The following is a 24,876-nucleotide window of genomic DNA, read 5'->3' as shown; positions in this document are numbered from 1 at the left end:
GTAACACGAGTAAACCGCTCAGTCCGGCTGTCAAATAGCATCAGGGAGTTGCCAGTTGCAGGTACCCTAGTGATGCTCCGACGGCCGGACTGAGCGGTTTAGCTTTTTTCTTGACCTAGTTATTTCTTTCGGAAGGCCAGGTAGTCGAGGTAGTACAACACCTTCACCGAAAGGGAGTTATTGTGCGGTGTATTGATGGTATTATTGAAGTTGTTGAAGTACTGGGGAGTAGCCTCTTCGGCCAACAAATACGTGGAGCCAGCATTTTTCCAGACGATGCTCACCTGCGAGCCAGGGGCAAACCACCACGAGTACACCGCATCCACGTTGAAGGCGTTGTAGGTATTGTCGCGGTTGCGCTGGTAGTCGACCAGGGTTTCGGTGCCGCCGGGGGCTAGGGTAGTAAAATCGGCGTAGCGCACGTTGCTGGTGTAGTGGCGCGTGCGCAGCGTAAACGACATACGGTTGGTGAACGTGTACGCCACCGAAACCACATTCGAGACGGTATTCACGTTGCGACGGCCTAGCATAATCTGGTTTTTGAAGGGCAGGTCAAGCGGCTCCTCGTCGTTGAGGCCCCCGTTTACGTAGCCAATCTGATTTTCACTCAGGCTCCAGTCGAGGCTGTAGCGGAACGTAAGGTGGTCATTTACGCGGTAGCGAGGGTAGGCACCAAAGCTGTACCGTACGCGCCGGGGCCGGTCAAGATGCTCATCCGTAGCGTAGTGCTGAAGGCCCGCATTCAGGCCCACGGCAAAAGGCTTGCGCGTATCGGAGTTGATAAAGCCTACAAAATCGGCGTAAGCCGGAACGCGCACAAAGTATTTGCCCAGCGTGTCGGTGCGCGGCTCAAAAAAATCGTGGGTGACGGCATTGTATACAAAGTCGTAGCCGATTTGCAGGAAACTCTTGGTGAAAGTGGTGTTGAAACCGTTGTAGAAATACAGGCTTTGGTAGCGCGTGGGGCTGTATAGTAGCGCGTGCCCAACCTGGCTGAAAAAAGCCATATTATTCACCTTCCAAAAGGGCTTGTACTTGCGGTAGGCCACGCTTGCCGTCTGGGTAATGTTGTTGTTGCCAAACAGAATGCCTAAGTCATTGGGGTTGTAGGTATCCGACTCAATTTTGTGGTTTACATCCCAAGTGAAGTTGCCGCTGATTTTGCCTACGCCCACCGTGTACTTGTAGCCATCTTGGTCATCAACGGCCTTATTCGAGCCAAAGTCGGTGCCGCGCCGCCTGGAGTACACCATACTGCCATCCATAGCGTAGGAGTTCTTCTTGTTGGCAAAGCGAAACAGGCCGCCCGTCACGTTGGCATCGTAGGTGCTGCCCCAGCGCGTGACGTTGGTGTTGATGAGCGACACGTACGAGTTGTTTTTCAGGCTCTGATCCAGCACCATGATGTTGTAGTTGCTGAACGGCTGCGTCAGTACCTCGCGCTCCTCGCCGGTTTCCGTATCGCGCAGCGTGGCGTATACATCGTTGCTGAGGGCATTAAAAAATCCGATGCCAAGTCCTTGTTTGGTTCGGCCTGAAATCTTGGTGGCGTTCAGCAGGCGAGTTTCGGCGGGGTTGCGCACCAACCGTTCTTTACTACCTGCCCTGACGCCATAAAAGCCGATTGGCGTAGCGCCCACACGCCTTGAATAGAACAGGTTGCCTTTGTTGAAGAGCTCCGTGCCTTCCGTAAAGAACTGGCGGTTCTCATTGAATTGCACCTCAAACGGCGAGAGGTTGAGTACCTGGTTGTCGCTCTGCACCTGCCCAAAGTCGGGTACTAGGGTCGCGTCCAGGGTAAAGCTCTCATTGATGCCCCACTTGATGTCGGCACCGCCGTTAAAGCTCGTAGTGGTGCGCTTGGTGCCTTCGGCATTCAGCGGGTTGTGGTTCACGTAGCTTGACACGTAGGGCGTGAGTGACAGCCGCAGCGGCGGCTTAATGTCGCGCACGCCGCGTAGCTCGCCCCACTGGTTTACAAAGCCATTCACGGCAGGCTTCACCTCGTTCCAAAAAAATTGTGCGTTGTCGCGCTTGCGTTGCCTAGCAAAGTTGAGGCCCCAGAGCTGCTCTTGCGCATTGCTGAAGCGGATGGCCGAATAGGGAATGCGCATTTCCGCAATCCAATCGGTGCCGGTTTGGGTGGTGTGGGCATCCCACACCGCATTCCAATTGAAATCCTCTCCGCCGGCCGGGGAGTAGCGGCCATCTAGCTGCACGCCGGAGGTAGTAACGGTAAAGTTGTAGCCATTCAGCTGGTCATGGTACGTATCCAGAAACACCGAGAAAATATCGGTGTTGCCAAACTCATCCCGCTGGGTCATTTCGCGCAGAATGGAGTCTTGGGCCACATCGTGCATGATGGCCCCGATGTAGAGGTTCGCATCATCGTAGAGTACCCGTACTTCTGTTTTCTGCTTTTCGGGCACACCTGGATTAGGACGTTGCTGAATGAAATCGGTGGCAATCGGGGCTTGCTGCCACACCGCCTCATCCAATACTCCATCGAGCTTGACGGGCTCCGTGATACGCACCGCCTGTAGTTGGCGCTTAGGCGCTGGGGTGGAAGCAGCGGTGGAGGCACTGCCCGGTGTTGAGGTTTGGGCCGATGCTAGCCCTAGTCCGCCCCATAACCCCAGGAGCAGGAAGAAAAAACGCAGAATAGAGCTAGGATACATAGTCTTGGGGGGTGAGGGGAGTGCAAACGGGAGGGAAGAAAGGCCCCGAAAGTTTGGGCAATACTGTGGCTGCAGCAGCTTGAGCTGCGCTTGCCATAAGGGTCAGGAATGGGAGGAGTACCGGCTAAAAAACTATTCGTTACAGAGAGTTCTGTGCGTCAGAGCAAAATCTGGTTTCACCGTCCGGCGGAGCATGTAATAGGCCCCAATACGCGTAGCTCAGACTAATAGTGTGTAGATGTAATAAACTGCTTATTAGTAAGTTAAATAAAAAATATTGCTTCTGTATTTAAGTACTCCTGTTAACTAAGCTTGCCATTGCTCTCATGTTGGTGAGCACAGGCTGTATTCTATCAGGGCTGTTGTCCGGGCTGAACCGAAAGCGGGGACTTGGTTGCAGCCAAATCCCCGCTCGCTAGGCCACTCACTTTGCCTTGCGGATGTAGATATTGCCGTTCAAGGTTTTCATCATAAACTCCGGGCCACCGCCGTTAATTTTGCCGCTTGTCCAGCTGTCTTGGCTAACGCGGTAGGTGCCATCTTTGGAAGTGCGGGTTACTTTAGGAGCGCTATTGTCCACCGCCATGTCGAAGTCGCTGTAGATTTCACCGCGGTCCGATTTCAGCTTTAGGTTTGCTTTGGCTCTGCTCGGAAAGCTCACGTCAATCTTACCGTTCACGCTGGAAAAAGCCATCGGCACGCCGCTTGTGATGTCTTTGAAGCTCGTGAAGATGTCGCCATTTACGGTGTTGACTACGGCCGAGCCCGCTACATCTTCGAGGCGCACGGAGCCATTGACGTTTGAAATTTCCAGCTCGCCGGTCACGTTCTGCACCGAGATATTGCCATCATTCACGGTTCCAATCTGGAGGGAAAACTGACGGGGTACTTTAATGACGAAATCCACCGGGTTTTGCCACGACTGCGTTTTGATGTACACATGGTTGTCGCGCTCCTGGGCCGTAACATCCAGGCCATTCACTTTTGAGAGGCGCCGCATACCGGGCGGCGCGTCATTATCTGAAGAGCCAGAAGAGCGGCCGCCGCCCCGGTTGGCTACGTCAATCACCACGTCTTTGCCGGTGGTGCCTTCCACTTTAATGGAGCCGCCCACCAGTTTTAGGTGTAACACGCCAGGCTTGCCGGGCGAGCTAAGGGCGACAGTGAGTTGTTCTCTACCTGCCTGTTGCGCCGCAAGCGGCCGGACCCATGCCAGTACAAGTAGGGTCAGAAGGGTGCGAAATAGGAGCTGGTTCATCGGGTTTGCTGTTTGATGGTGACGTTGCCGTTGATGGTTTCAAAGCGGAAATCGGTGCCGCCTTTGCCCAGCCGTACGGCCGTCTCTTTACTGATTTTGTATTTGGTGCCCTGGCCGTCGCGCTGCTGGTTTTGCGTCACGCGGGCCGGTAGTACTTCGGTTTTAGGAAAGTCCGTGAACATCTCGCCGTGCATGCTCTTGAAGTAGAGGTCACCGGATACGTTTGGCGGATAGCTTACCTGGATGTTGCCATTGATGGTATGGTAGCTGGCTCCTTTAGTAGGAGCCACGGCATATGTCACGTCCACGTCGCCGTTCACGGTATGAGCCAGTGTGGCCTGCTGGGCGTTTTTAATCGTGACGGTGCCGTTTACATTGCGGGCTTGCAGCGGGCCGGTTACGTCCTGCACCAGCACTTTGCCACCGTTCACCGTCGAGACGCGCACATCCATGTTGGCCGGTACTTTCACTGTGTAGTCAAACTGGTAGGAGTAGCGCGGGCCTTCGTTGTTTTTCCAGTTGTCCTTGAAGCGGCCGTTCTGCTGTTTTTCGCGGTTTGGCCGCGAGTCCTGGGGGCCAGAAATGTAGAGCAATACACTGTCGCCGTGCTGCTCAAAGCCGGGTTGGGCTTCTTTCTGACCTAGGGCCAGCAGCTCTGCGGTGGGCGCCTTCACAGTCTTCGTGATTTCTACTACCACGGTCTTGCCGCTGTAGCCCTGTACCGTTACGGAGCCGAAGATGTTGTAGAGGGCTAGCGTGCTGCCGGCGTTGCCGCTGAGGGTAAACTCCTTATTGATTTTCTCAGTGGCTTCGCGAGTCTGGGCTTTCAGCGAGCAGCTAGGCAACCACAGGAGTAGGCAAACCAGACTGAGTATAGTTGTCGGTTTCATGGGAAGTCGATGAAGTAGAGGGTGGAGGAGTTTTGTCGTTCGACAGGGACTCAATGCTTTGCTCGATTTTGTCTTTCACTTGCTCATTCAGGTTTTCCTGCTTGAGCAGCCGGCGCAGGGGGCGCACCGAGCGGCGCTCCTGCAGCTGCACCATCACATCGGCTAAGGCCGACTGCACCAACGGTGAATCTTGAAGGGTAAGGGACCGAACGAGGCCCTGGCGCACCATGGGGTCTTGGCTGAGGCCCGCTAGTACCTCCAAAGACGCTAGCCGCACGTTCACGTTGGGGTCTTGGTTAAGCGTGCTGAGCAAGGCGGCTACCACACGCTCATTAGTAGGTGCTACTTCCTCAGCGTAGCTCACAGCCCGCAGGCGCTGTACGGCCGAGGGGTTGTTCAGAAGGGCCAGCACTTGTGTTTGCTGCACATCGGATGAGGAGGCAGCGGGTAGCGTAGTAGTAGGTTGCTGAACGGCTAGCTCGGACGTCTCCGGGCGACCTTTCAACAGATATCCGGCTACCAGACCTACTAGCAGCAAGGCCAGGCTATAGGCTACGCGCATGCCGTAAGCAGGCTGCCACCATTCTTTTATGCGCTCCAGAATGCCGGCCACCGACCAGCGCTGCTTGCGCTGCTCTTCTACTTGAAACTCGGCCAGCATGGAGTAAAAGCGCGGGCGCATCTGCTCGCTGGTTGCCGGCACGGGCAGTTCGCCCATGGAGGTCCAGAGGGCCTGCACGGTGCTCAGCTCCTGCTGGCAGCCGGGGCATTGGGTTAGATGAGCTTCTATGGCTTGGTGCTGGGCGGCCGGTAACGTGCCCGCTAACCAATCCATCAGCTCTTCTTGTACCCCCTCACAGTTCAACTTTGCTTCCATTTTCGAGTTTCAAATAAATATCCTTGAGTTGGCAGAGGGCCCGGTGCGCGCGCACCTTCACGGCCCCCACCGTAGTATCGAGCAGCTGCGCTATCTGCTCGTATTTCAGCTCCTGGAAGCGGCTCAGCACGAGCACTTCCCGCTGGTCAGGACTTAGGCAAGCCATAGCCCGGTGGAGCAATTCCACATCCTGCGTTTTTTGCAGATGGCCATCGGCGGTGGTGCCCCCGGCAATCTTCTCGCTCCAGTCGGCCACGTCTTTGTGGTGGAGCGAGGGTTTTTCTTTCTTGGCGGCATCGGCTAGCACGTTGCGCGCCAAGTGGTACATCCAGGTTCTGAACTCGCCCTCCCCATTGAAGGTGTGGCGGTACTTCAGCATCCGGTAGAACACGTTCTGCACGAGGTCTTCACTGGCCGTGGCGTTCCCATTGGAATGGTAGAAGAACGCAAACAGCGGCCTATGGTAGCGCTCGAACAGCAGGCCCATCTTCTCGACCTGGCCGGCCTTCACTTGCAGCATGAGCGAGTTGTCAGTAAGCGAGTTCAAGCGTTTGGTCGGTGAGGTGTGGGAGCGTATTCGGCGGTGGAAACTTCGCCTTTTCCCGAAGGTTACAGCTTCCTGTGAAATATTTTTTCGGGCGGTGTGCAGAGAAGCATTTGCCTGACTGGCATTGTTACAAATGCACGTCCTGCTGAGCACCGCCGAAGTATCTCTGCCTCTGACCATTCAAACTACTTAGACCTCCGCATCGAAGCGCTAAAGATGCTTCGGTGGCGCCTAGCAAGGCGTTGCAGGCCAGGTGCTTAACGACGAGCCGTGGGAGGTTGCTTTGTTATTTAGGCCTAGTAAAAAGTAAAGCAGCCGCTTGAGCTCACACCGGAAATAGGCGCGAGCTAAAGCGGCTGCTTTAGGTAAACTATCGACCAAGCAAGGCACTAGGCTATTTGCTTGGCTGGCTTTGCAGTTGGCGTGGGCAGGGCAGCGAGCAGGCCAATGGCGGCGCCTAGGCCTGCTACCAGCGCAAACGATACCCGTAGGCTGGAAAACTCGGCAACTAACCCAATCAAAGGCGGCCCCAGTAGAAACCCAAGGTAGCCAATGGTAGATACCATAGCCAGCGCCACCCCCGGCGATACTGTTGTAGACTGCCCAGCTGCGCTGTAGGCGAGGGGCGTAACCGAAGCAATGCCAAAACCCACCAGCAGAAACCCGATAACCGATGGTATAAAAGCCGGCCACACCACCGCCGTTAAGAGGCCAACCGTAATAAGTGCACTGCTGATTTGCAGCATGCGGTTGGTACCGAAGCGGTGCGTAAAGTAGTCGGAGATGAAGCGGCCCAGAGCCATGGTGCTCATGCAGGCCACGTAGCCAGTTGTTACGAGAGCAGCATCGGGGCGCACTACTTTCTGGAAATACACGCCGCTCCAGTCAAACATGCAGCCTTCGCAGAGCATACCGCAAAACGCAATCAGGCCAATGCGGAGCAGGTACGGCTCGGGGCGGCGCAGGCTGGGGCCGCTGGCATCGGAGCCGGTATCCTGCGGTAAGGTGTGCTGATGCGCCAGCACCGTGAGCACCAGCCCTAGGCCCATCACGAGCGTAAAGTGCCAGAGCGGTGTCTGCTGCCACCGAATCAATAAAGTGCCCAGGGCACCACCCAGAAAACCGGCTAGGCTCCACAGTCCGTGAAAGCTCGCCATAATGGGCTTGCCGTAGGCTGCCTGCACGCCAATGGCTTGGGTATTAACGGAAATATTGAGCAGGTTGCCGGCAAAGCCAAACAGCACCAGGCAACCCGCCAGGCTCCAGAAACCTGTCGCCCAACCCAGCAACGGCAGAAACCCCGCATACATACACGTTGCCAGCAGTACTACCACGCGGCTGCCATAGGTATGCACCATCCAGCCCGCCACGGGCAGCGCCAGCATGGAGCCCACCGGTAACGCCAGCAGCAACTGGCCCAGCTCACCTTCGCTCAGGCCCAGCTTTAGCCCGATGTCGGGGATGCGCGAAGCCCAGGAGGCAAAGCACAGCCCCGCCACAAAGAACAACACGCTAACGGCTACGCGCCGCTGCGCAGGGGAGGTTTCAGCCATCCGTGTACCTAGTAAACCAACGGGGAGCCACATCGTGACTCCCCGTTAGTAGCTTCAACATCAATAATTAAGAACGACATGCTGCGCTTGCCGAAGCATCTCTACCGCTTTGTACTCACGATTGGAGTTAGCCAGCGGTAGAGATGCTTCGGTTGCGCTCAGCAGGACGGGCTCTTTGGCTTCTTCGTTACGCAGTAGCACCAGTTAGCGCCTCTTGGCGCTTTTGCTCCAGCACCTGCATCAGTTTGCCGAAGGGCTCCGTGAATTTCTTTGCGCCTTCCTGTTCCAGCTGGTTGGTAAGGGCTTCCAGATCAAGACCCAGCTCGGGCAGGCGGGAAATAACTTCTACCTCCTGCTTATCGGCCAAGCGGTTAGCAGGCTGGCCTTTAGCGCGGTAAAAATCCAGGGTTTCTACCGGAATCGTATTCACCGTGTTCGGGCCGATAAGGGCCTCCACGTACTTCAGGTCGTCGTACTTGGGGTTTTTGTTGCCGGTGCTGGCCCACAACAGGCGTTGTGGTTGCGCTCCTTGCGCTTTCAGCGCCTCCCAACGCGGGCCCGCAAAAATTTCGTGGAACACCTGGTAGGCTTGCTTGGCGCTGGCAATGGCTACCTCGCCCACGAGGCTTTGGGCTAACTCGCCTTTCTCACCGCCTTCGGCTGCTAACTTTTCCAGCATGGGGTCGATCAGAACATCAATCCGCGAGAGGAAGAAGCTGGCCACGGAATCCAAACGCTTCACCGAGCCGCCGGCTTTCACCCGGTCCTCGAGGCCTGCTAGGTATGCCTCGGCCACTAAGCGGTAACGCTCCACGCTGAAAATCAGCGTCACGTTTACGTTTACGCCAGCGGCAATCAGCTGCCGGATAGCGGGCAGGCCCTCCAGTGTGGCGGGCACTTTAATCATCACGTTCGGGCGGTTCACTTCTTTCCAGAAGTGGAGGCCTTCTGCCACCGTGCCCTCCGTATCGTTCACTAGCTCCGGCGAAACCTCCAAGCTCACGTAGCCGTCGCCGCCGTTTTCAGGGTGGTCGTAGAGGGGGCGCAGCAGGTCGCAGGCTTGTTGCACATCAGCTACGGCCAGCTTGGCGTAAATCTCATCGGCCGAAAGACCTTCCTGGGCAAACTGCCGAATGTCGGCGGCGTAGTCGTCGGAGCCGGCAATAGCTTTCTCGAAGATGGCCGGGTTAGAGGTTACGCCCCGCAGGCCGTCTTCGGTGATAAGGCGCTGCAGCTCGCCGTTGTGCAGAATATTGCGACGAATATAGTCGAGCCAAATGCTCTGGCCGAAATCGTGAATGGCAACGAGTGGGTTCATATCAATGGGTGTTTTTTCAAAGGGAGTAAAAAGGAACGTCATGCTGAGCGGAGTCGAAGCATCTCTACCGCTGGCTAACTCAACTGGCCTAGATGAATCGGTAGAGATGCTTCGGCAAGCTCAGCATGACGTTCCTTTTGAAAGCATCAAGTGTTTACGATAAAACTTCCTTCTTCTCAATTTCAGCGGGCTGGCCCTGCAGTACCCAGTTGGCCTGCTTCACCACGTTATCCACACTGAACCCGAAGTACTCCATTACAGCCTCACCGGGACCCGATTCGCCGAAGCGGTTCATGGCAATGACGGTGCCTTCATCGGTGGCATATTTGTGCCAGCCCATGGGCGAGCCTGCCTCTACCGCTACGCGCTTGCGCACGTCGGAGGGCAACACCTGCTGCCGATAGGCCTTGTCCTGCTTCTCGAACAGCTCCCACGAAGGCATGCTAACCACGCGGGTGGGTACGCCTTGCTGCTGCAGTTTCTCCTGCGCTTGCATCACTAGGGCTACTTCTGAGCCGGTAGCTAACAGAATCAGCTCAGGCTTGCCCCCTTCGGCTTCGCTGAGAATGTAGGCGCCTTTGGCCACACCTTCGCGTGCCGAGCCGTACTTCTCTTGGTCCAAGGTTGGCAGCTTCTGGCGCGACAAAATCAGGACCACCGGCGACTTAGGCGTGGTCATGGCAATGCGCCAGGCTTCTACCGTTTCGTTGGCATCAGCAGGGCGAATCACCACAATATTCGGGATGGTGCGCAGCGCGGCTACGTGCTCAACGGGCTGATGCGTGGGGCCATCTTCGCCCAGGCCTATGCTGTCGTGGGTGAACACGAATGTAGCAGCCGACTCGGCTAGGGCCGTGAGGCGGATGGCACCGCGCATGTAGTCGGAGAAGGTAAGAAATGTGCCGCCGTAAGTGCGTACGCCACCGTGGTGGGCCATGCCGTTCATGGCGCCGCCCATGGCATGCTCGCGCACGCCAAACCAGATGTTGCTGTGCTCATACGCGCCGGGCTGGAAGCTGGCGTCGCCGCCAGTAGGCATCTCATTGGAGCTGGCCAGGTCGGCGGAGCCACCGAACAGGAAGGGCACGCTTTTCTTGAGCGCGGTAAGCGCTTTGCCGGACGCCTGACGAGTAGCCATGGCGCCATCGGCGGGGGTGAAAACGGGCAGCGAGGCGTCCCAGCCTGCGGGGAGCTCTCCCGCAAACGAAGCCCGGAACAGTTCCCACTCTGTGCCGAACTCCTGCTGGTACGCCTCTGATTTCTGCTGCCATTCTGCCTGAAGTTGAGCACCGCGCTGGCCGGCTTCAGCCAGATGCGTGCGCACTTCTTCGGGCACTACAAACGTGGCCTCGGGGTCGAAGCCAAAAAACTCTTTCGCCTTCTTGACATTGTCGGGGCCTAGCGGGGAGCCGTGGACCTTGCTCGTGCCTTCCTGCGGGCTACCGTAACCAATAATGGTCTTCACGGAGATAATAGAAGGGCGCTCAGTTTCCTGTTGAGCCGCTTTAATGGCAGCCTCAATACTGTCGAGGTCGTTGCCATCCATCACGCGCTGGGTGTGCCAGCCGTAGGCCTCAAAGCGAGCCAGCGCATCCTCGGTATACGAGAGGTTGGTAGGCCCGTCGAGGCTGATATCGTTGTCGTCGTAGAGGTAGATGAGCTTGCCGAGCTTCAAGTGGCCAGCCAGCGAAGCCGCTTCGGCCGCAATACCTTCCATCAGGTCACCGTCGCTGACAATAGCGTAGGTGTAGTGGTCCATTAGCTCGTGGCCAGGTTTGTTGTACACGGCGGCCAAGTGCGCCTCGGCCATGGCCATTCCTACGCCGTTGGCGAAACCCTGACCTAGTGGGCCCGTGGTTACTTCCACGCCGGGTGTCAGGTTCGACTCGGGGTGGCCGGGCGTTTTGGAGTGCATCTGCCGGAAGCTCTTCACATCATCCAGGGTCAGGTCGTAGCCATAGAGGTGCAGCAGGCTATACAGCAATGCCGAGCCGTGGCCCGCCGATAGCACAAACCGGTCGCGGTTAGGCCACTTCGGATCCTTTGGGTTAAAACGCAGAAAGCGCGAAAACAGCACGTACGCCATGGGGGCTGCACCCATCGGTAGGCCCGGATGGCCCGAGTTAGCCGCCTGTACCATATCTACCGACAAGAGGCGGATGGTGTTAACGCTTAGTTCAGCAGGAGAGAAAGTCGACTTGGTCACGAACTGACGATAAAAATGGTGGGAAGATTCTACGGCTTGCGGTAACGAAGGAACAGATGTACTAGGGTGCTGTACCTAAGAAAGCTGTTTGCCATCAGTACCGAAGCGAGGCGGATGAGCAATTGGCCGCGCTAAAGCCGAAAGTACTCTTTTGTATTAGTATACACAAACGATTGTGTGAATTTATGCTCTGCCTTACTTCTTTAGGGCTGTACAACGGGCCAACCGGCAGCATCCCAGCTCAGCTTCTCGATACGCAATTTGGAGTGTCCTTTATCCGCAGCATCGTAGCCGTGGAAGACCAAGTAATCAGCTTTGTCGAAGGTATATACTGAGTTGTGACCTAGGCCAAACCAGTTCTTGTCGCCGGCTAATACTTCGGTACCTCCGCCCTGATCGAGCGCTACGCCAGCCTTATCCACGTAGGGACCTTTTACGTCTTTCGAGCGGCCCACCATAATCTTATAAGTACTCTGCGGGCCGCGGCAGCAATAGTCGAAGGAGGTGAATAAGTAATAGAAGCCATCCTTCTTAAAAATGAATGGGGCCTCGATAGCTCCGTCGCCAGGCAGGGAGTCGTTGAGTTGGGGGCTGCGGGGGCGCTTGGCAATGGTGCGCCATTGCTCCGGTTGGGCAGGTGCTTTCAGATCTGGAGTGAGCTTCACGAGCTTGATGCCATCCCAGAAGGAACCAAATGATAACCAAGGGCTTCCGGCTTCGTCTCGGACCAGGTTGGGGTCAATGGCATTCCACATATCACGTCCTGGTACGGACTGAATCACGCGACCATGATCAACCCACTTGAAATCTTTGGAAGTAGGATCGAGGGTTTTGTTGGTGGCAAGGCCTATGCAGGATGTGTTCTTGCCGAACGCCGAAATGGAATAAAACAGCGAGTATACCCCGTTGTGGTAGGAAATATCGGGCGCCCAAATGTGGTTGCCTTTAAAGCCTGGCACTGCCTTCGTAGCCCAAGTAGGAGCCGTGGCGAAAATTGGCTTTTCCCGCGTCCAGTTCTTACGGTCCTTCGATGACCACACCGCAATGCCCGGCCCCGTGCAGAACATGTAGTATGTACCGTTCTGCTGCGCCATCACCGGATCGTGCGCCGGAATCAGGGCAGGAGCTGTTTGGGCTTGAGCTCCCAAGCTACCTAGTACAATGGACAAGGTAACGAGAGGCTTTATTAAGCGAGAATACATAAACGATTGTGTTAAAATTGGTGGGTTTAAGGAGGGCAACTTTACCGCTACCGTGTGCCTAGTGAACCGACACCACAGGTAGTGCTTACTCTGCAGACAGCTCCAGCACGTGGCTCGTGAGGGCAGGGGCATTAGGAGATGAAACCACGATGCCTACCTGCATCAGATAATCGCCGGAGTAAGTTTGGCTGTTGGCCGGCAGGTCGGATGTAGCGCCGGGTATTAAGCTGATTTCCGTGATACGGTAGCGCTTAGCTGGGTCGAGGCCCTGCAGACGCACAGGCAGCACAGTTTCGTTGAAGCGGGTGCGCAGGTTATAGCCATAGAGAACCGCTTTGGCCTTGTGTTCAGCTACATACATGAGGGCGGCTTGGTTGCCATCATAGGGGGAGCGGAGCCGATATTGGTCGCCCTGCCAGATGACCTCGCTGAGGCGTTTGTAGTCTTTTACGGCCTGCTGGCTGTATTGCCGCTCTTCAGGCGTCATCTTCTCCACCTCAATGTCGTACCCCAGTTTTCCCATCATGGCTACATCCGTCCGGAACTTGAGGCTTTGCTGGCGGTTCCAATTCGTGACGTGGCTAGCGAGTGTGTTGGAGGGGAAAAAGTTGGAATAGCCCCACTGGATATAAATGCGTTCCAAGGCGTCGGTATTGTCGGAGGTCCAGAACTCCGTGAAGTACTTAAGGCCGCCATAATCGGTGCGGGCGCCGCCGCCGGAGCACAGCATCATGGGCACGTGCGGGTGCTTTTGGCGCACGCGGCTCAGCACTTTGTAGAGGCCGCGCACATAGTCGACATACAAATGGCTCTGGTTTTTCTTGAGGTGCTGCGAGTAGCCGTTGGTGATCATGCGGTTGCAGTCCCACTTCACGTAGGCTACTCCCTGGCTTAGCTGCTCATCCACAATGTTGTACACGAAGTCCTGCACCTTGGGGTTGGTCAGGTCGAGTACCAACTGGTTGCGGTAGTAGTCCTCGGGGCGGTTGGGCAGCTTCAGAATCCAGTCGGGGTGCTTCTCATACAGCTCGCTCTTGGGGTTTACCATTTCGGGTTCCAGCCAAATGCCAAATTTCACACCCTCCTTACTGGCCGTTTGCACGAGGTGGCTTACGCCGTTCGGAAGTTTCGTTTTGGTGGGCTGCCAGTCGCCTAGGCCCGTCTGGTCGCTGCTGCGTGGGTATTTGTTGCCGAACCAACCGTCATCGAGCAAGAACACATCTACGCCCAGCTTGGCCGCGTCGCCGATGATACGATCTAGCTTGGGCTCATCGAAATCAAAAAACGTCGATTCCCAGTTGTTGAGCAGGGTTACGCGCGGCTTTGTGCCATCGAGCACACCGAAGTGGCGGGCCCAGCGGTGCAGGTTACGCGACGCCTGCCCTTTGCCGGCAGCGCTGTAGGTAAAGATGAATTCGGGGGTAGTAAACGTCTGGTTGGCGGGCAGCATGTACTCGGAGGCGTAGGGGTTGATGCCCGCCGAAATGCGCAAGGAGTTCACGTTGTCCAGCTCAAAGGCAAACCGGAAGTTGCCAGTCCAGGCCAGCGTGCCGGCTAGTACCTGGCCGCTGGTTTCGGTTGCGGGCTGATCGAGGCCTAGGAAAAACGCGGGCGTCTGGTACCAGTTAGCGCGGGTGCCCAGCTTGGTGTCGATGACCTTGATGCCGCTAGTGAGCTGGTTTTCCTGCTGTTGCGCTTCCTCGGCCCAGTCGCCGTGAAACTGAGTGAGCCAGTACTGGTGGGCATCGAAATGCAGCATGGCCGAAGCGTAGCTGGTCAGCACCACCGGCTTCTTTTCCCGGTGCCGAATCTCAGTCCAGGTCTTGATTACGTCTTCCTGAAAATACGCCGCAAAATGCAGCAGCACTTCCACCGGATACTGCGGGTCGCGCAGCCGAATAACAGTTTCTGTTACATCATCGCCCGACTTCGTGGTCTTCTGATCGGCGAAGGTTAGGGCCAACGATGGGTTACCATCCGGATGCACCACCCGAATGGCGGGCTCAAATAGGTTGTCGGTGCCAGCCGGTACGTAGGCTTCGTGGCGGTGTTGGAGCTGCTGATACTCCGCGGTATTAGCCAGCTTCGTGCCCAGGTATGTTTGGTACAGCTTCTGGTTTTCGCCCACGGCCAGCACCATGCTCACGTGCTCAGTTTCTATAACGATGGGCGGGGTAGGCTGAGCCATGGCAGACGCCCTACCGCCAAGGAGCAGCAGGCAACTACTAAGTACGCATTTCAGCATGAGCAGGGTGGGAGAGGTGGGAAGGAGCAGAGCAGGAAAGGGCCTATAACGTATTCAAAAACAGATCGTCATGCTGAGCGGAGTCGAAGCATCTCCACCGCTTCGTTGCAGGCTTCCTTGAGTAGCAAGAGGTAGAGATACTTCGACTCCGCTCAGCATGACGGGTACTGTGGCAACAGCAGCACGCAAAATGCTTCGGCTACGCTCAGCGTGACGGTTCGGGGTGGCAAGAGGCCTAGGCCAGTTACTTGACTGGCTTCACGCCTTCGGTCGTCATGACAACCCGCTTCATCGTGCCATCTTTGTTGTAGTACAACTCATCGATGCAGACGGAGCGGCGGAAGGAACCGCCATCCGTGGGGATGCTGCCGTTGTGGTAGATGAAATACGACTTGCCTTTGAAATCAATGATGGACTGGTGGTTGGTGTTGGAATTACCCGCCACCTCGTTTAGAATACCCTTGAATTCCCAGGGTCCCTCAATGCTGCGGCTCATGGCGTAAGCAATCTTCTCCGGGAACTGGTAAGCGTAGCTGAGGTAGTACCAGCCGTTGTGCTTATGAACCCAGGGGGCTTCCGTGAACTTAGGCAGCGTAGTCACCTTGTTGATGGGGCCGTCCAGCTCGGTCATGTTGGGCTTCAGCTTGGCCCAGTAGCAGTTGGTGTTGCCCCAGTAGAGGTAGGCCTGTCCCTTGTCATCAATGAATACGGTGGGGTCGATGTCGTCCCAGGAGATGGGACTTTCGGTCATATTGTTGGTGATGATGGCCGAGCCCCGCGCGTCCTTGAACGGCCCTGTAGGGCTATCCGACACGGCCACCCCAATGGCTTTGCCCGGAATGGTGCCGTGCTCCACGGCCACGTACCAATAGAACTTGCCGTTGCGCTCAATTACCTGGGAGGCCCAGGCATCGGCTTTGGCCCACGCAAACGCTTTCACGTTTAGCGGTGAGGGGTGCTCTTTCCAGTTCACCATGTCGGTGGAAGAATAGCAGAGCCATTCGTTCATCACGTAGCGCTCCTGCCGGGCGGGGGCCTCATCGTGGCCGGCGTAGAGGTACACCGTGCCTTTGTGCACGAAGGCGGCCGGGTCGGCGGTGTACTTGTCTTTGATGATAGGGTTGCCAGCTACGGGTTCAGGCGCTGCCTGCCCTAGCGCCGCCGTGGGCGCCAGGGTAGGAGCGGCCGATGCCAGCAGCAGACCAGTGAGCAACGAGCGGGAAGTGAAAAGCAGGTTTTTCATACGTCAGAAATTACCGCTTAGCGCTTGCCAGGAATACGCAGCACCGTAAACGAGTTCGGGGCCAGCGTGTAGGTCACATTCGACGACGATACCTTGAAGGGTTCCTCCTTAGGTGCCACGTTCATGGGCTGCTCCAGGCTGTTCACGGCGTTCAGGTCATTGCTGGCCAATACAATGGCTTTGCCAGCTTTACCCAATTTTTTGGCGCCCTGCAGGTTGACCGTTACGGGGCGAGCCGAAGTAGAGTAGTTCACCAGCTTCACAATGATTTCGCCGGTTTTGTCGTCGGCGGTGGCGCTGCTGAACAGGTTGTCATCACCATTCTTGGCATTGCCAGCGCGCTGCACCGGCAGCATGGTGGTGCCGGGGTTGGTGCTGTACATCTTCTGCACGTAGTAGTTGGGAGTGCCGTAGGCTTTCAGGTTATCAAACCAGATCATATCCGGCGTCCATTGCCAAGCATCTACGTGTGCGAAGAGCGGCGCGTAGGAGGCCATAATTACCTTATCGGCGTTGCGCTCTAGGCCAGTCATGAAGGCCGCTTCCGAGATGGCGCAGTCCCAGCTGTTCTTGTTGTCGGGGCTGCCGATGGCGACACTTTGCGCGGCATACTCGCCCGCGAAGATTTTGGTGCCGGTGGTGGGGTAGTTGTCGTAGCGGCCTACGTTCTGGCGGAACCACTCCGGCTTGGCGTAGTAGTGCTCGTCAATCACCTCGGCCTTCAGCTCCCGCAGGCGCTTGCTGGCTTTGTCGAACAGCTCCCCATCGGGGCTTGGGCCCGCGCTGGATACGATGTTCATGTTGGGATACTTGGCCTTCACAGCTTTCATGAAGGGCTCGTAGCGCTCCAGGTACTGCGGACCCCACTGCTCGTTACCGATACCGATGTACTTCAGGTTGAACGGTGCGGCGTGGCCCATGGCTACACGCTTGGCGCCCCATGGGCTGCTAGCGGGGCCGTTGGCAAACTCAATCAGATCCAACGCGTCCTGAATGAAGGTCTCCAGCGTCGGGTCATCGTCTTCGTGGTTATGCGACGAGCCAGCATTTGGGCCGCCAGCCGCTACCCCCGAAACCGGGGCCAACTCGGCCGAGTTGAATTGGCAGGCCATGCCCACGTTCAGGATTGGAACGGGCTCCGCACCAATGTCCTCGGAAAGCTGGAAGTACTCAAAGAAGCCCAACCCGAAAGACTGGTAATAGTCGGGCGTGGAGCGGTGCTTAAACTCCATATTCCAGCGGTTTACCAGCGGCACGCGGCTAGCCACGTCGCCAATGGTTTCTTTCCACTGGTAGCGCTCTGTCAGGTTGCGGCCTTCCACGATGCAGCCACCGGGGAAGCGCAGGAAGCCGGGGTTCATGTCCTTGAGCAGCTGCACCAAGTCGGTACGCAGGCCGTTCTCGCGGTTCTTGTAGGTGTCTTTTGGGAACAGCGAAACCACATCAATATCCAGCGTGCCGGCGCCTTCCATGGTTAGCTTCAGGCGCGCTTTCTCAGCCGTACCCGACGACTTCAGCACCACGCTGTACTTTTTCCATTCATTGGTTAGGCCAGTAATCTTGGTCTGGGCTAGCACTTTGCCCGAGGGGCCTGCTTCCGGACCCGCGCCGGGCCCGCCTTCTTCCAGAGTCACGTTCAGGCCGCTGGCATTGCCGGCACCCTTGCGCAGGTACACCGAGAACGTGTATTCACCGCCCTGCTTCACGCCCATACCGCGGAAGCCTTCATTGATGAAGCCAGCATCGGGACTGGCCGTGGCGGCCGTCATGCGCAGGAAGTGGTTGTTCTGAGCACTGATGGGCTGCTGGCTCGATACCGTGTAAGTCGATAAAGCCGCTGCGCCCCGAATGCCGCGCCACCCTAGCAGGTGCTCATCCAGCTCAAACGACTTGTTTTTAACCAGCTCTGGGTATAGGCCGCCATCAGCGGCAAAGTTGATGTCCTCGAAGAAGAGGCCATACATTGTTTTGGCGATGGGGGCGCCGGGCTTGTTTACCTGCACCGTAATGGTGTTGGCAGCGGTGGGCTTGGTTTGGGCAAAGGCAGTGCCTAGGCCGAGAGTACTGAGCAGGCCTAGGCCAGTGGCCAGCTGCGCAAATCGGGTGGGAGAAGATGTGAGCATGTGGTAGATGAAATGAGCGAAATGCGTGTAGGCTATCAGTGGGGTTGCAGCCTAGGGAAGGGCTAGTGAGTCCCCACTTTTTTTCGTGTGTAATCTGAACGATAGGTGCTTTTCCCTTGAACACAAGGCACAATCGATTGTGTAAAGTAATAAGAAAAACGCAACATGATGGTTGTTTTCTTTAAAAAGAACCAGATTTCATTTGCCATAAGAGTATAGTAAATAGGCTTTGTAGGGCATTTTAATTCAGAAAATAAGCTAAAATAGATGTTTGCAGAGGGGAGTATACATCTAAGATTCGAAATCATTCTATCTTTACACAAAGCATTGTGTAGCCCACTCCCTTATGTCCCTTCGAAAAAAACAAGTCCCGGACTCAAATACTACTAGCCCTGTTTCCATGGCCGACCTGGCCCGGGAGCTAGGCGTGTCCATGACAACCATTTCGCGGGCCCTGAGTGACCACCACAGCATCGGGCCGGCCATGAAGCAGAAAGTGCTGAAGCTGGCCAAGAAATATAACTATCAGCCCAACCGGCTGGCTTCGGCGTTGCGCAAAGGCAAAAGCCAGTTGCTAGGCATTGTGGTGCCCTATATCGAGGGGCGCTTTTTCCCTTCGGTAGTGCACGGCATTGAAACCGCTGCCAGCAAGGCCGGTTACAATGTTATTATCTGTCAGTCGAATGAAGATGTGGCCCAGGAGCGTCGTAACCTCGATATTCTGCTGAGCGCCCAGGTGGCGGGTATTCTGGTGTCGTTATCACGCACTACCCACGATTTTCGCCATTTTGAGAAAGTACGCAGCCGCGGCCTGCCGCTGGTTTTCTTTGACCGGATTGTGGAAGGCGACAACGTGAATGCGGTAGTGCTGGATGACCAGGAAGGCGGCTACGTTTCTACCAAGCATCTGATCAGCCAGGGCTGCCACCGCATTGCGCACCTGGCTGGCCCCCAACACCTGAACATCTACAAAAACCGCCGCCAAGGCTACCTCGATGCCTTGCGCGAAGCCGGCCTGCCCGAAGACGAAAGCCTGATTATTTGCTCAGATATGGGTCAGGACCAGGGTGCCGAAGGAATGCGTCAGCTGCTGGCCTCCGCAAATCCGCCCGACGGAGTATTTGCCGCCGGAGACTATGCCGCGCTGGGGGCCATGCAGGAGGCGCACCGCCAGGGGTTGCGGGTACCCGAGGACGTAGCCATTTCAGGCTTCAGTAACGAGACCTTTACCGTTATCACGGAGCCTTCTATTACTACCATTGACCAGCGCTGCGAGGAAATGGGCCAAGCCGCGGTACGCTTGCTGCTAGAGGTGATTGAAGCCGATGGCCGCGCGTTTGTGCCCCGGCAAGTCTCGCTTCGGCCGGAGCTGCTGGTGCGAGGCTCGTCGGCCCGCGCGGAAGTAGTCGGTCAAGCCAGGTCTGTGGCCAAAAAAGTCGGCGTAAGGGCGCACTAGGTTCGGGCTATGCCGCAGGAGTATCTGCTGTTCGTGGACACCGAAACCACGGGTCTGCCGGCCCGCTGGACCCGGCCTTACGCCGAGGAAAAGGAGTGGCCCCACATAGCGCAGCTGGGGTGGGTAGTGTATACCTCAGAGGGAAACCTAGTAAAAGCAGACCAAGCTTATCTGCAGATTCCGGCCGGGAGTATGCCCGCCGCCGCCATTGAAATTCATGGCCTGACGGAGCAGTTTCTGCGGGAGCAGGGCCAGCCGCCTGAGCTGGTGTTGCGCCGCTTGCTGGCCGATCTGGCTACGTATCGGCCAAGGGTAATTGGCCATTTCCTGCAGCTGGATTTTCATGTACTAGGGGCCGCGTTCTTGCGAGCTGGGCTGAATAACCCGCTGCTCACGCTTCCGCAATTTTGCACCATGACGGCCACCTGGCCGCCCGTATCTACTACCCAGCTCCGCCGGCATTTGAGGCTGCACGAGCTACACGAGCTGCTGTTTGGCGAGCCCATGGAGCGCCTGCACGATGCCTACCTTGATGCGGCTGCTACGGCCCGCTGCTTTTTTGAGATGCAGCGCCAGGGCTTTATCACCACTGATCTTCTTACTAGCCAGGAAGCGCTTACCGAGCCGGTAGTAACACCCCCGCCGGCCGCTAAACGCTGGCTTTTCTTGGTGGCACTCCTCGGATGCGTACTTCTGCTGCTATATTGGTTACTCTATGGATAATCGTCTTGCTTTTCTCCGCACCGTGGCGCCCTTCACGCTGCTGCCCGAAGATGTGCTGGAAGGAGTAGTGGACCTGCTGCAGGAAGTGCAGCACCCGCGCGAAACCTTGCTCTACCAGCAGGATACATCCAAGCTGCGTAGCCTCGATATTATTGTGGAAGGCGAGTACGAAACCTTCTTCTACGACAGCGAGCAGCACAAGCGCCTGCCGGAAGTATATGGCCCAGGCACCTGCTACGGCGGCATGTCCATTCTGCTCAACAAAAAGCGCTCCTTGCGTACCGTAGTCGTGCACAAAGGCACCCGGGTGCTGCAGTTGCCGCGCCGCGACTTTCGGGCCTTATGCCAGGCCTACGAACCGTTCTTTCATTATTTCACGGCGCGCTACGGCGAGCGGATGCTCGACGAGGAATACGCCCATTTCGTGAAACCCAGCTCGCTGCCGGAGCAGAATTTTCTGATAGCCGATCAGCTGTTTTCGCGCCGAATCAGCCGGGTAGAGGTGCGCGAGCTAGTGACCTGCCCCAGTACAGAGCCGATTTTTGAAGCCGCTAGGCGCATGGCGGCCGCCAAAGTCAGCTGCTTGTTCGTGACCAGCCCCGAATCAGGTGCTGTGATTGGCTATTGCACCGATATCACGCTGCGCGACGCCGTAATTGCTAGGTGCCTGGATGCTCGCAAGCCGGTAGCCGGGGTGGCTGCTTCGCCACTGGTTTCTATCAGCAGCGAGGCCTATGTGTATGAGGCCATCCTGCTCATGTTCCAGACCAAAACCCGCTACCTGCTGGTAGAGAAGAATGGCGAGTATGTGGGGTTTCTGAGCCGAAACAAGCTGCTTAGCGACTTGGCCCAGTCGCCGTTTATGTTTATTCAGGCCGTAAAATTGGCCCAGAGCACCCGCGAGCTGAAGCGCCGCTGGGAAATGGTGCCCGACATTGTAAACCAGCTGCTGAGCCGGGGCGTGAAAGCAGATATCGTGAACCAGGTGATTTCCACCGTGGCTGATACCATTGCCCTGAAGGTGATAGAAAACGTGCTGGCTGAGCTGGGGCCAGCGCCGGCCAAGTTTGTGTTTATGGTGCTGGGCAGCGAGGGGCGCAAAGAGCAAACCCTACTCACGGACCAAGACAACGCCATTATCTACGAAGACAAAGCCAACGAGCAGCGCGAGCTGGTGCGCGAGTATTTCCTGCGCTTTGCCACGGCCGTTTCCGACCAGCTCAACCACATTGGCCTGCACTATTGCACGGGCGGCTTCATGGCCAAAAACCCCAAATGGACGCACTCCCTCTCGCACTGGAAGCGCAACTACCGCCAGTGGATGAGCGAGTCGAATGCGGAAACGGTGATGCAGTTTGCTACCTTCTTCGACTGCCGCTACCTCTACGGTGAAGCCAGCCTGATGCATGAGCTGCAGAGCTTTCTGCATCAGGAGCTGGAGCAACCCCTGGAGCGCTTTCTGTTCTTTATGGCCAAAAACGCGCTGCAGTATGAGCCGCCGCTGACCTTCTTCCGTAACATCCGCACCTTCACGCAGGAGGGCCAGCAGGTGTTTGATTTGAAGCGGACGATGTCGCCGATTGTGGACCTGGTGCGGGTATATGCGCTGCAGCATCAGGTGTTCCAGACCAACACCGGTGAGCGACTAGCCCAACTGCGCGAGCAAGGCGTGTTCAAGGAAAAGGAATACCAGGAGCTACTGCAGGCATACTATTACCTGATGGGTATGCGCCTCCAGAAACAGGCCCGCCAGATCATCAACGACCGCGAAGCCCCCACCAATTACCTTGACCCGACAACCCTCACGCAGGTAGAGCAGGTCACGCTCAAGGAAATATTTAAGGTTATCAGTGACTTCCAGTTGAAAATAAAGGTCAGCTTCACGAAATCATTGTAAATATACTTTCACTGTCCTGCCAGGCTCTGCCTGTCTTCGCTCGCTACCAACCCCAATTCCCGCCTCTATGAAACAACTGATTCTCCTGCTTTGGCTGCTGCTGGCAGCTAGTGGCAGCTACGCTCAGAAAACCAAAATCAAGACGAAGGGCCCAGCCGCGGCAGCGGTACTGGACCGTCGGTGGTCGGTGGAGAAAGCGCAGGCTTGGTACAAAGCGCACCCCTGGATGAGCGGCGCCAACTTTGCCCCGAGCACGGCCATCAACCAACTGGAAATGTGGCAGGCCGCCACGTTTGACCCTGCCACTATTGATAAAGAATTGGGCTACGCCGAAAGTATTGGGTTTAACACCATGCGCGTGTTTTTGCACAGCCTGGCTTGGCAGCAAGACCCTAGCGGGTTCAAGAAGCGCATGAATGACTACCTCGCGCTGGCCGACAAGCACCACATTCAGACGTTGTTCGTGTTTTTTGATGACTGCTGGAACAAAGATCCTAAAGCGGGGCCCCAGCCGGCTCCCAAGCCCGGTATCCATAACTCAGGCTGGATGCAGGACCCCGGCGACCCCGCCTCCCGCGACTCGGCTACGTTCAGTAAGCTCAAGCCCTACGTGCAGGATGTGCTGACCTCGTTTAAATCGGACAAGCGCATTTTGCTCTGGGACCTGTATAACGAGCCCGGCAACTCAGGCAAAAAAGCTACCTCGCTGCCGCTGGTGCGCAACGTATTTGCGTGGGCCCGCGAAGTAAACCCCGAACAGCCCCTAAGCGTGGGCCTGTGGGCCTGGGACTTCCCGGAGCTAAATGCCTACCAGGCGTTGCACTCCGACATTATCACCTATCACAGCTACGACGAAGCACCGTCGCATCAGCGCATTATTGAGTTGCTGAAGTCGCACTGCCGGCCCATGATATGCACCGAATACATGGCCCGGACCCGCAATAGCCGTTTTTCCAACATTATGCCTTTGCTGAAGCAGCACAATGTGGGTGCCATTAACTGGGGCCTGGTAGAAGGCAAAACCAACACCAAATATCAGTGGGACACGCCCTTGCCCGATGGCAGTGAGCCCATCGAGTGGTTTCATGAGGTGTTCCGCCAAGATGGTACCCCATACCACCGCGACGAGACCGAGCTAATTAAAAAGCTGAACGGCAAGTAATATGGCGAATCGGCTTCATCAGGGGCGGGCCGCCAGCAGGCGGTGGCTGACGGTTGCGCTGCTGGGGCTGGCTAGTAGCCTGGCCGTGCCAGGACTAGGGCAAACGGTGCCTGCAACCGTTACTACCCCAGGCACTTTCACCAACCCGCTGCTACCTTCCGGCGCCGACCCATGGAGCGTGTACCACCAGGGCTTCTATTACTACACCCACACCACCGGCAACAACATCACGCTCTGGAAAACCAAGTCCCTGAGCCAACTCGATAAAGCCCCGAGCAAGGTAGTCTGGACGCCGCCAAAAGCCGGGCCCAATGCCCACGGGATTTGGGCGCCGGAACTGCATTACCTGAACGGTAAGTGGTACCTGTATTACTCCGCCGACAGCGGCACCAACCAAACGCACCGGCTGTGGGTGTTGGAAAACGAGTCGGCAGATCCATTGCTAGGCACATGGGTCAGCAAAGGCCAGCTCACCGATGCCAGCAACAAGTGGGCAATTGATGGGTCGGTGTTTGAAAACCGGGGCCAGCAATATTTGGTGTGGTCGGGGTGGGAGGGAGATACCAACGGCCGCCAGAACATCTACATTGCCCGCCTGAAAAACCCCTGGACATTAGAAGGTCAGCGGACCAAAATTTCGACGCCCGTATACTTCTGGGAGCGTGACGGCGACCTGCACGATCCACAAAATCCGCCCCATGTGGACGTAAACGAAGGCCCCCAGCTGCTGCGTAACGCCGGGAAGGTTTACCTCATTTACTCGGCTAGTGGCTGCTGGACCGATTCGTATGCGCTAGGTATGCTCACGGCCGAAGAAGGTAGCAACTTGCTAGAGCCCGGCTCCTGGGCTAAGTCTCCGAGGCCAGTCTTTCAACAAAATTCCACGGCGGGCGTGTATGCGCCGGGGCACAACTCGTTTTTTAAGTCGCCGGATGGCACCCAGGACTGGATTCTGTACCACGCCAATAGCATGCCCGACCAGGGGTGTGGCCCGCGCCGCAGCCCGCGCATGCAACAGTTTACCTGGAACCCCGATGGCTCCCCCAACTTTGGGTTGCCGGCTCCGGCCGGGGTAGCACTGCCCCGGCCCTCTGGGGAGTAACGCTGCGCCCAGCGGACAGGCCAGATATACTGCTGCTTTTCGAGGGAAGTCCCTTTCACACCAACGCCCCAGCCCTAGCGAGGACTGGGGCGTTGGTGTGAAATGTGCATCATAATGTATGGGGACGGCTTTGTTTGGGCCGATGCCGACGATGTCGATTGGCGTTGGATGTTTCTGTTTTCCCGGTCTGCCCAGAAAAAATCGGAAACAAATCGGCCAGGAGTAGTAGGGCTACTGCTGTGGCGGCCAGGTTAGGGGTGGGGCCATAGTGGGTCATACAACATGCATTTATCCATACCAAAAACACTGATAATGGCCTGTAACCGGTGTGTGGGCGTCAGGCAATAAGATAAGAGCGGCAAGTAGTACCCGGCTGCGTTGCTTAAGGTAGCGTGG

Annotated in this window: 17 protein-coding genes; 5 read left to right on the top strand and 12 right to left on the bottom strand. The window is 56.7% G+C overall.

Translation table 11 applies throughout. From position 1 onward, the window contains the following. Window positions 1-119: 119 nt before the first annotated feature. The 12 genes from ACYVGU_RS08950 to ACYVGU_RS08895 all read right to left on the bottom strand — a co-directional run bounded on the left by ACYVGU_RS08950 (window position 120) and on the right by ACYVGU_RS08895 (window position 18,140). Window positions 120-2,678 carry a DUF5916 domain-containing protein gene (locus ACYVGU_RS08950; protein ID WP_460621754.1) on the bottom strand — a complete coding sequence of 853 codons (2,559 nt, stop codon included), beginning with the start codon at window positions 2,676-2,678 and terminating at the stop codon, window positions 120-122. Between the two features lie 424 nt (window positions 2,679-3,102). Further along, on the bottom strand, window positions 3,103-3,810 hold the full coding sequence (locus ACYVGU_RS08945) for a DUF4097 family beta strand repeat-containing protein (protein ID WP_460614476.1): 708 nt from the start codon (window positions 3,808-3,810) through the stop codon (window positions 3,103-3,105). 122 nt (window positions 3,811-3,932) lie between these two features. Next, window positions 3,933-4,826 (bottom strand): DUF4097 family beta strand repeat-containing protein, encoded by an 894-nt coding sequence (locus tag ACYVGU_RS08940; RefSeq protein ID WP_460621753.1) that lies wholly within the window; start codon window positions 4,824-4,826, stop codon window positions 3,933-3,935. Next, window positions 4,774-5,703 carry a zf-HC2 domain-containing protein gene (locus tag ACYVGU_RS08935; protein ID WP_460621752.1) on the bottom strand — a complete coding sequence of 310 codons (930 nt, stop codon included), beginning with the start codon at window positions 5,701-5,703 and terminating at the stop codon, window positions 4,774-4,776. The genes ACYVGU_RS08940 and ACYVGU_RS08935 overlap by 53 nt, the downstream gene beginning before the upstream one ends. After that, window positions 5,681-6,250 carry an RNA polymerase sigma factor gene (locus ACYVGU_RS08930; protein ID WP_460614473.1) on the bottom strand — a complete coding sequence of 190 codons (570 nt, stop codon included), beginning with the start codon at window positions 6,248-6,250 and terminating at the stop codon, window positions 5,681-5,683. The genes ACYVGU_RS08935 and ACYVGU_RS08930 overlap by 23 nt, the downstream gene beginning before the upstream one ends. 389 nt (window positions 6,251-6,639) lie before the next feature. Continuing rightward, window positions 6,640-7,803, bottom strand: a complete 1,164-nt coding sequence (locus ACYVGU_RS08925) for an MFS transporter (protein ID WP_460621751.1) — start codon at window positions 7,801-7,803, stop codon at window positions 6,640-6,642. A gap of 187 nt (window positions 7,804-7,990) precedes the next feature. Beyond that, window positions 7,991-9,121 carry a transaldolase gene (gene tal, locus ACYVGU_RS08920; protein ID WP_460621750.1) on the bottom strand — a complete coding sequence of 377 codons (1,131 nt, stop codon included), beginning with the start codon at window positions 9,119-9,121 and terminating at the stop codon, window positions 7,991-7,993. A gap of 154 nt (window positions 9,122-9,275) precedes the next feature. Further along, entirely contained in the window at window positions 9,276-11,327 is a 2,052-nt protein-coding gene (gene tkt, locus ACYVGU_RS08915; protein ID WP_460621749.1) for a transketolase family protein, read from the bottom strand. Window positions 11,328-11,530: 203 nt separating this feature from the next. After that, window positions 11,531-12,529 carry a family 43 glycosylhydrolase gene (locus ACYVGU_RS08910; RefSeq protein WP_460621748.1) on the bottom strand — a complete coding sequence of 333 codons (999 nt, stop codon included), beginning with the start codon at window positions 12,527-12,529 and terminating at the stop codon, window positions 11,531-11,533. An 85-nt stretch (window positions 12,530-12,614) separates the two neighbouring features. Continuing rightward, entirely contained in the window at window positions 12,615-14,717 is a 2,103-nt protein-coding gene (locus ACYVGU_RS08905) for an alpha-galactosidase (RefSeq protein ID WP_460621747.1), read from the bottom strand. Between the two features lie 301 nt (window positions 14,718-15,018). Continuing rightward, window positions 15,019-16,017 (bottom strand): glycoside hydrolase family 43 protein, encoded by a 999-nt coding sequence (locus ACYVGU_RS08900; protein WP_460621746.1) that lies wholly within the window; start codon window positions 16,015-16,017, stop codon window positions 15,019-15,021. 17 nt (window positions 16,018-16,034) lie between these two features. Continuing rightward, window positions 16,035-18,140 (bottom strand): alpha-L-arabinofuranosidase C-terminal domain-containing protein, encoded by a 2,106-nt coding sequence (locus tag ACYVGU_RS08895; protein WP_460621745.1) that lies wholly within the window; start codon window positions 18,138-18,140, stop codon window positions 16,035-16,037. 346 nt (window positions 18,141-18,486) lie between these two features. Here ACYVGU_RS08895 and ACYVGU_RS08890 point away from each other — a divergent pair, with 346 nt between their 5' ends. The 5 genes from ACYVGU_RS08890 to ACYVGU_RS08870 all read left to right on the top strand — a co-directional run bounded on the left by ACYVGU_RS08890 (window position 18,487) and on the right by ACYVGU_RS08870 (window position 24,480). Next, window positions 18,487-19,596 carry a LacI family DNA-binding transcriptional regulator gene (locus tag ACYVGU_RS08890; protein WP_460614465.1) on the top strand — a complete coding sequence of 370 codons (1,110 nt, stop codon included), beginning with the start codon at window positions 18,487-18,489 and terminating at the stop codon, window positions 19,594-19,596. A gap of 9 nt (window positions 19,597-19,605) precedes the next feature. Next, window positions 19,606-20,319 carry a 3'-5' exonuclease gene (locus ACYVGU_RS08885; protein ID WP_460621744.1) on the top strand — a complete coding sequence of 238 codons (714 nt, stop codon included), beginning with the start codon at window positions 19,606-19,608 and terminating at the stop codon, window positions 20,317-20,319. After that, the gene (locus tag ACYVGU_RS08880) at window positions 20,312-22,216 is read left to right on the top strand and encodes a DUF294 nucleotidyltransferase-like domain-containing protein (protein ID WP_460621743.1); all 1,905 of its coding nucleotides are present in this window, start codon (window positions 20,312-20,314) and stop codon (window positions 22,214-22,216) included. Before ACYVGU_RS08885 ends, ACYVGU_RS08880 begins: the two co-directional genes overlap by 8 nt. Window positions 22,217-22,283: 67 nt before the next feature. Then, window positions 22,284-23,378: a glycoside hydrolase 5 family protein gene (locus ACYVGU_RS08875; protein ID WP_460621742.1), complete on the top strand. Its 1,095-nt coding sequence runs from the start codon at window positions 22,284-22,286 to the stop codon at window positions 23,376-23,378. 1 nt (window position 23,379) lies between these two features. After that, on the top strand, window positions 23,380-24,480 hold the full coding sequence (locus tag ACYVGU_RS08870; protein ID WP_460621741.1) for a glycoside hydrolase family 43 protein: 1,101 nt from the start codon (window positions 23,380-23,382) through the stop codon (window positions 24,478-24,480). Window positions 24,481-24,876 lie beyond the last annotated feature (396 nt).

It is taken from the genome of Hymenobacter tenuis (genome assembly GCF_054780495.1).
This window is presented reverse-complemented; position numbering and strand designations above follow the sequence as displayed.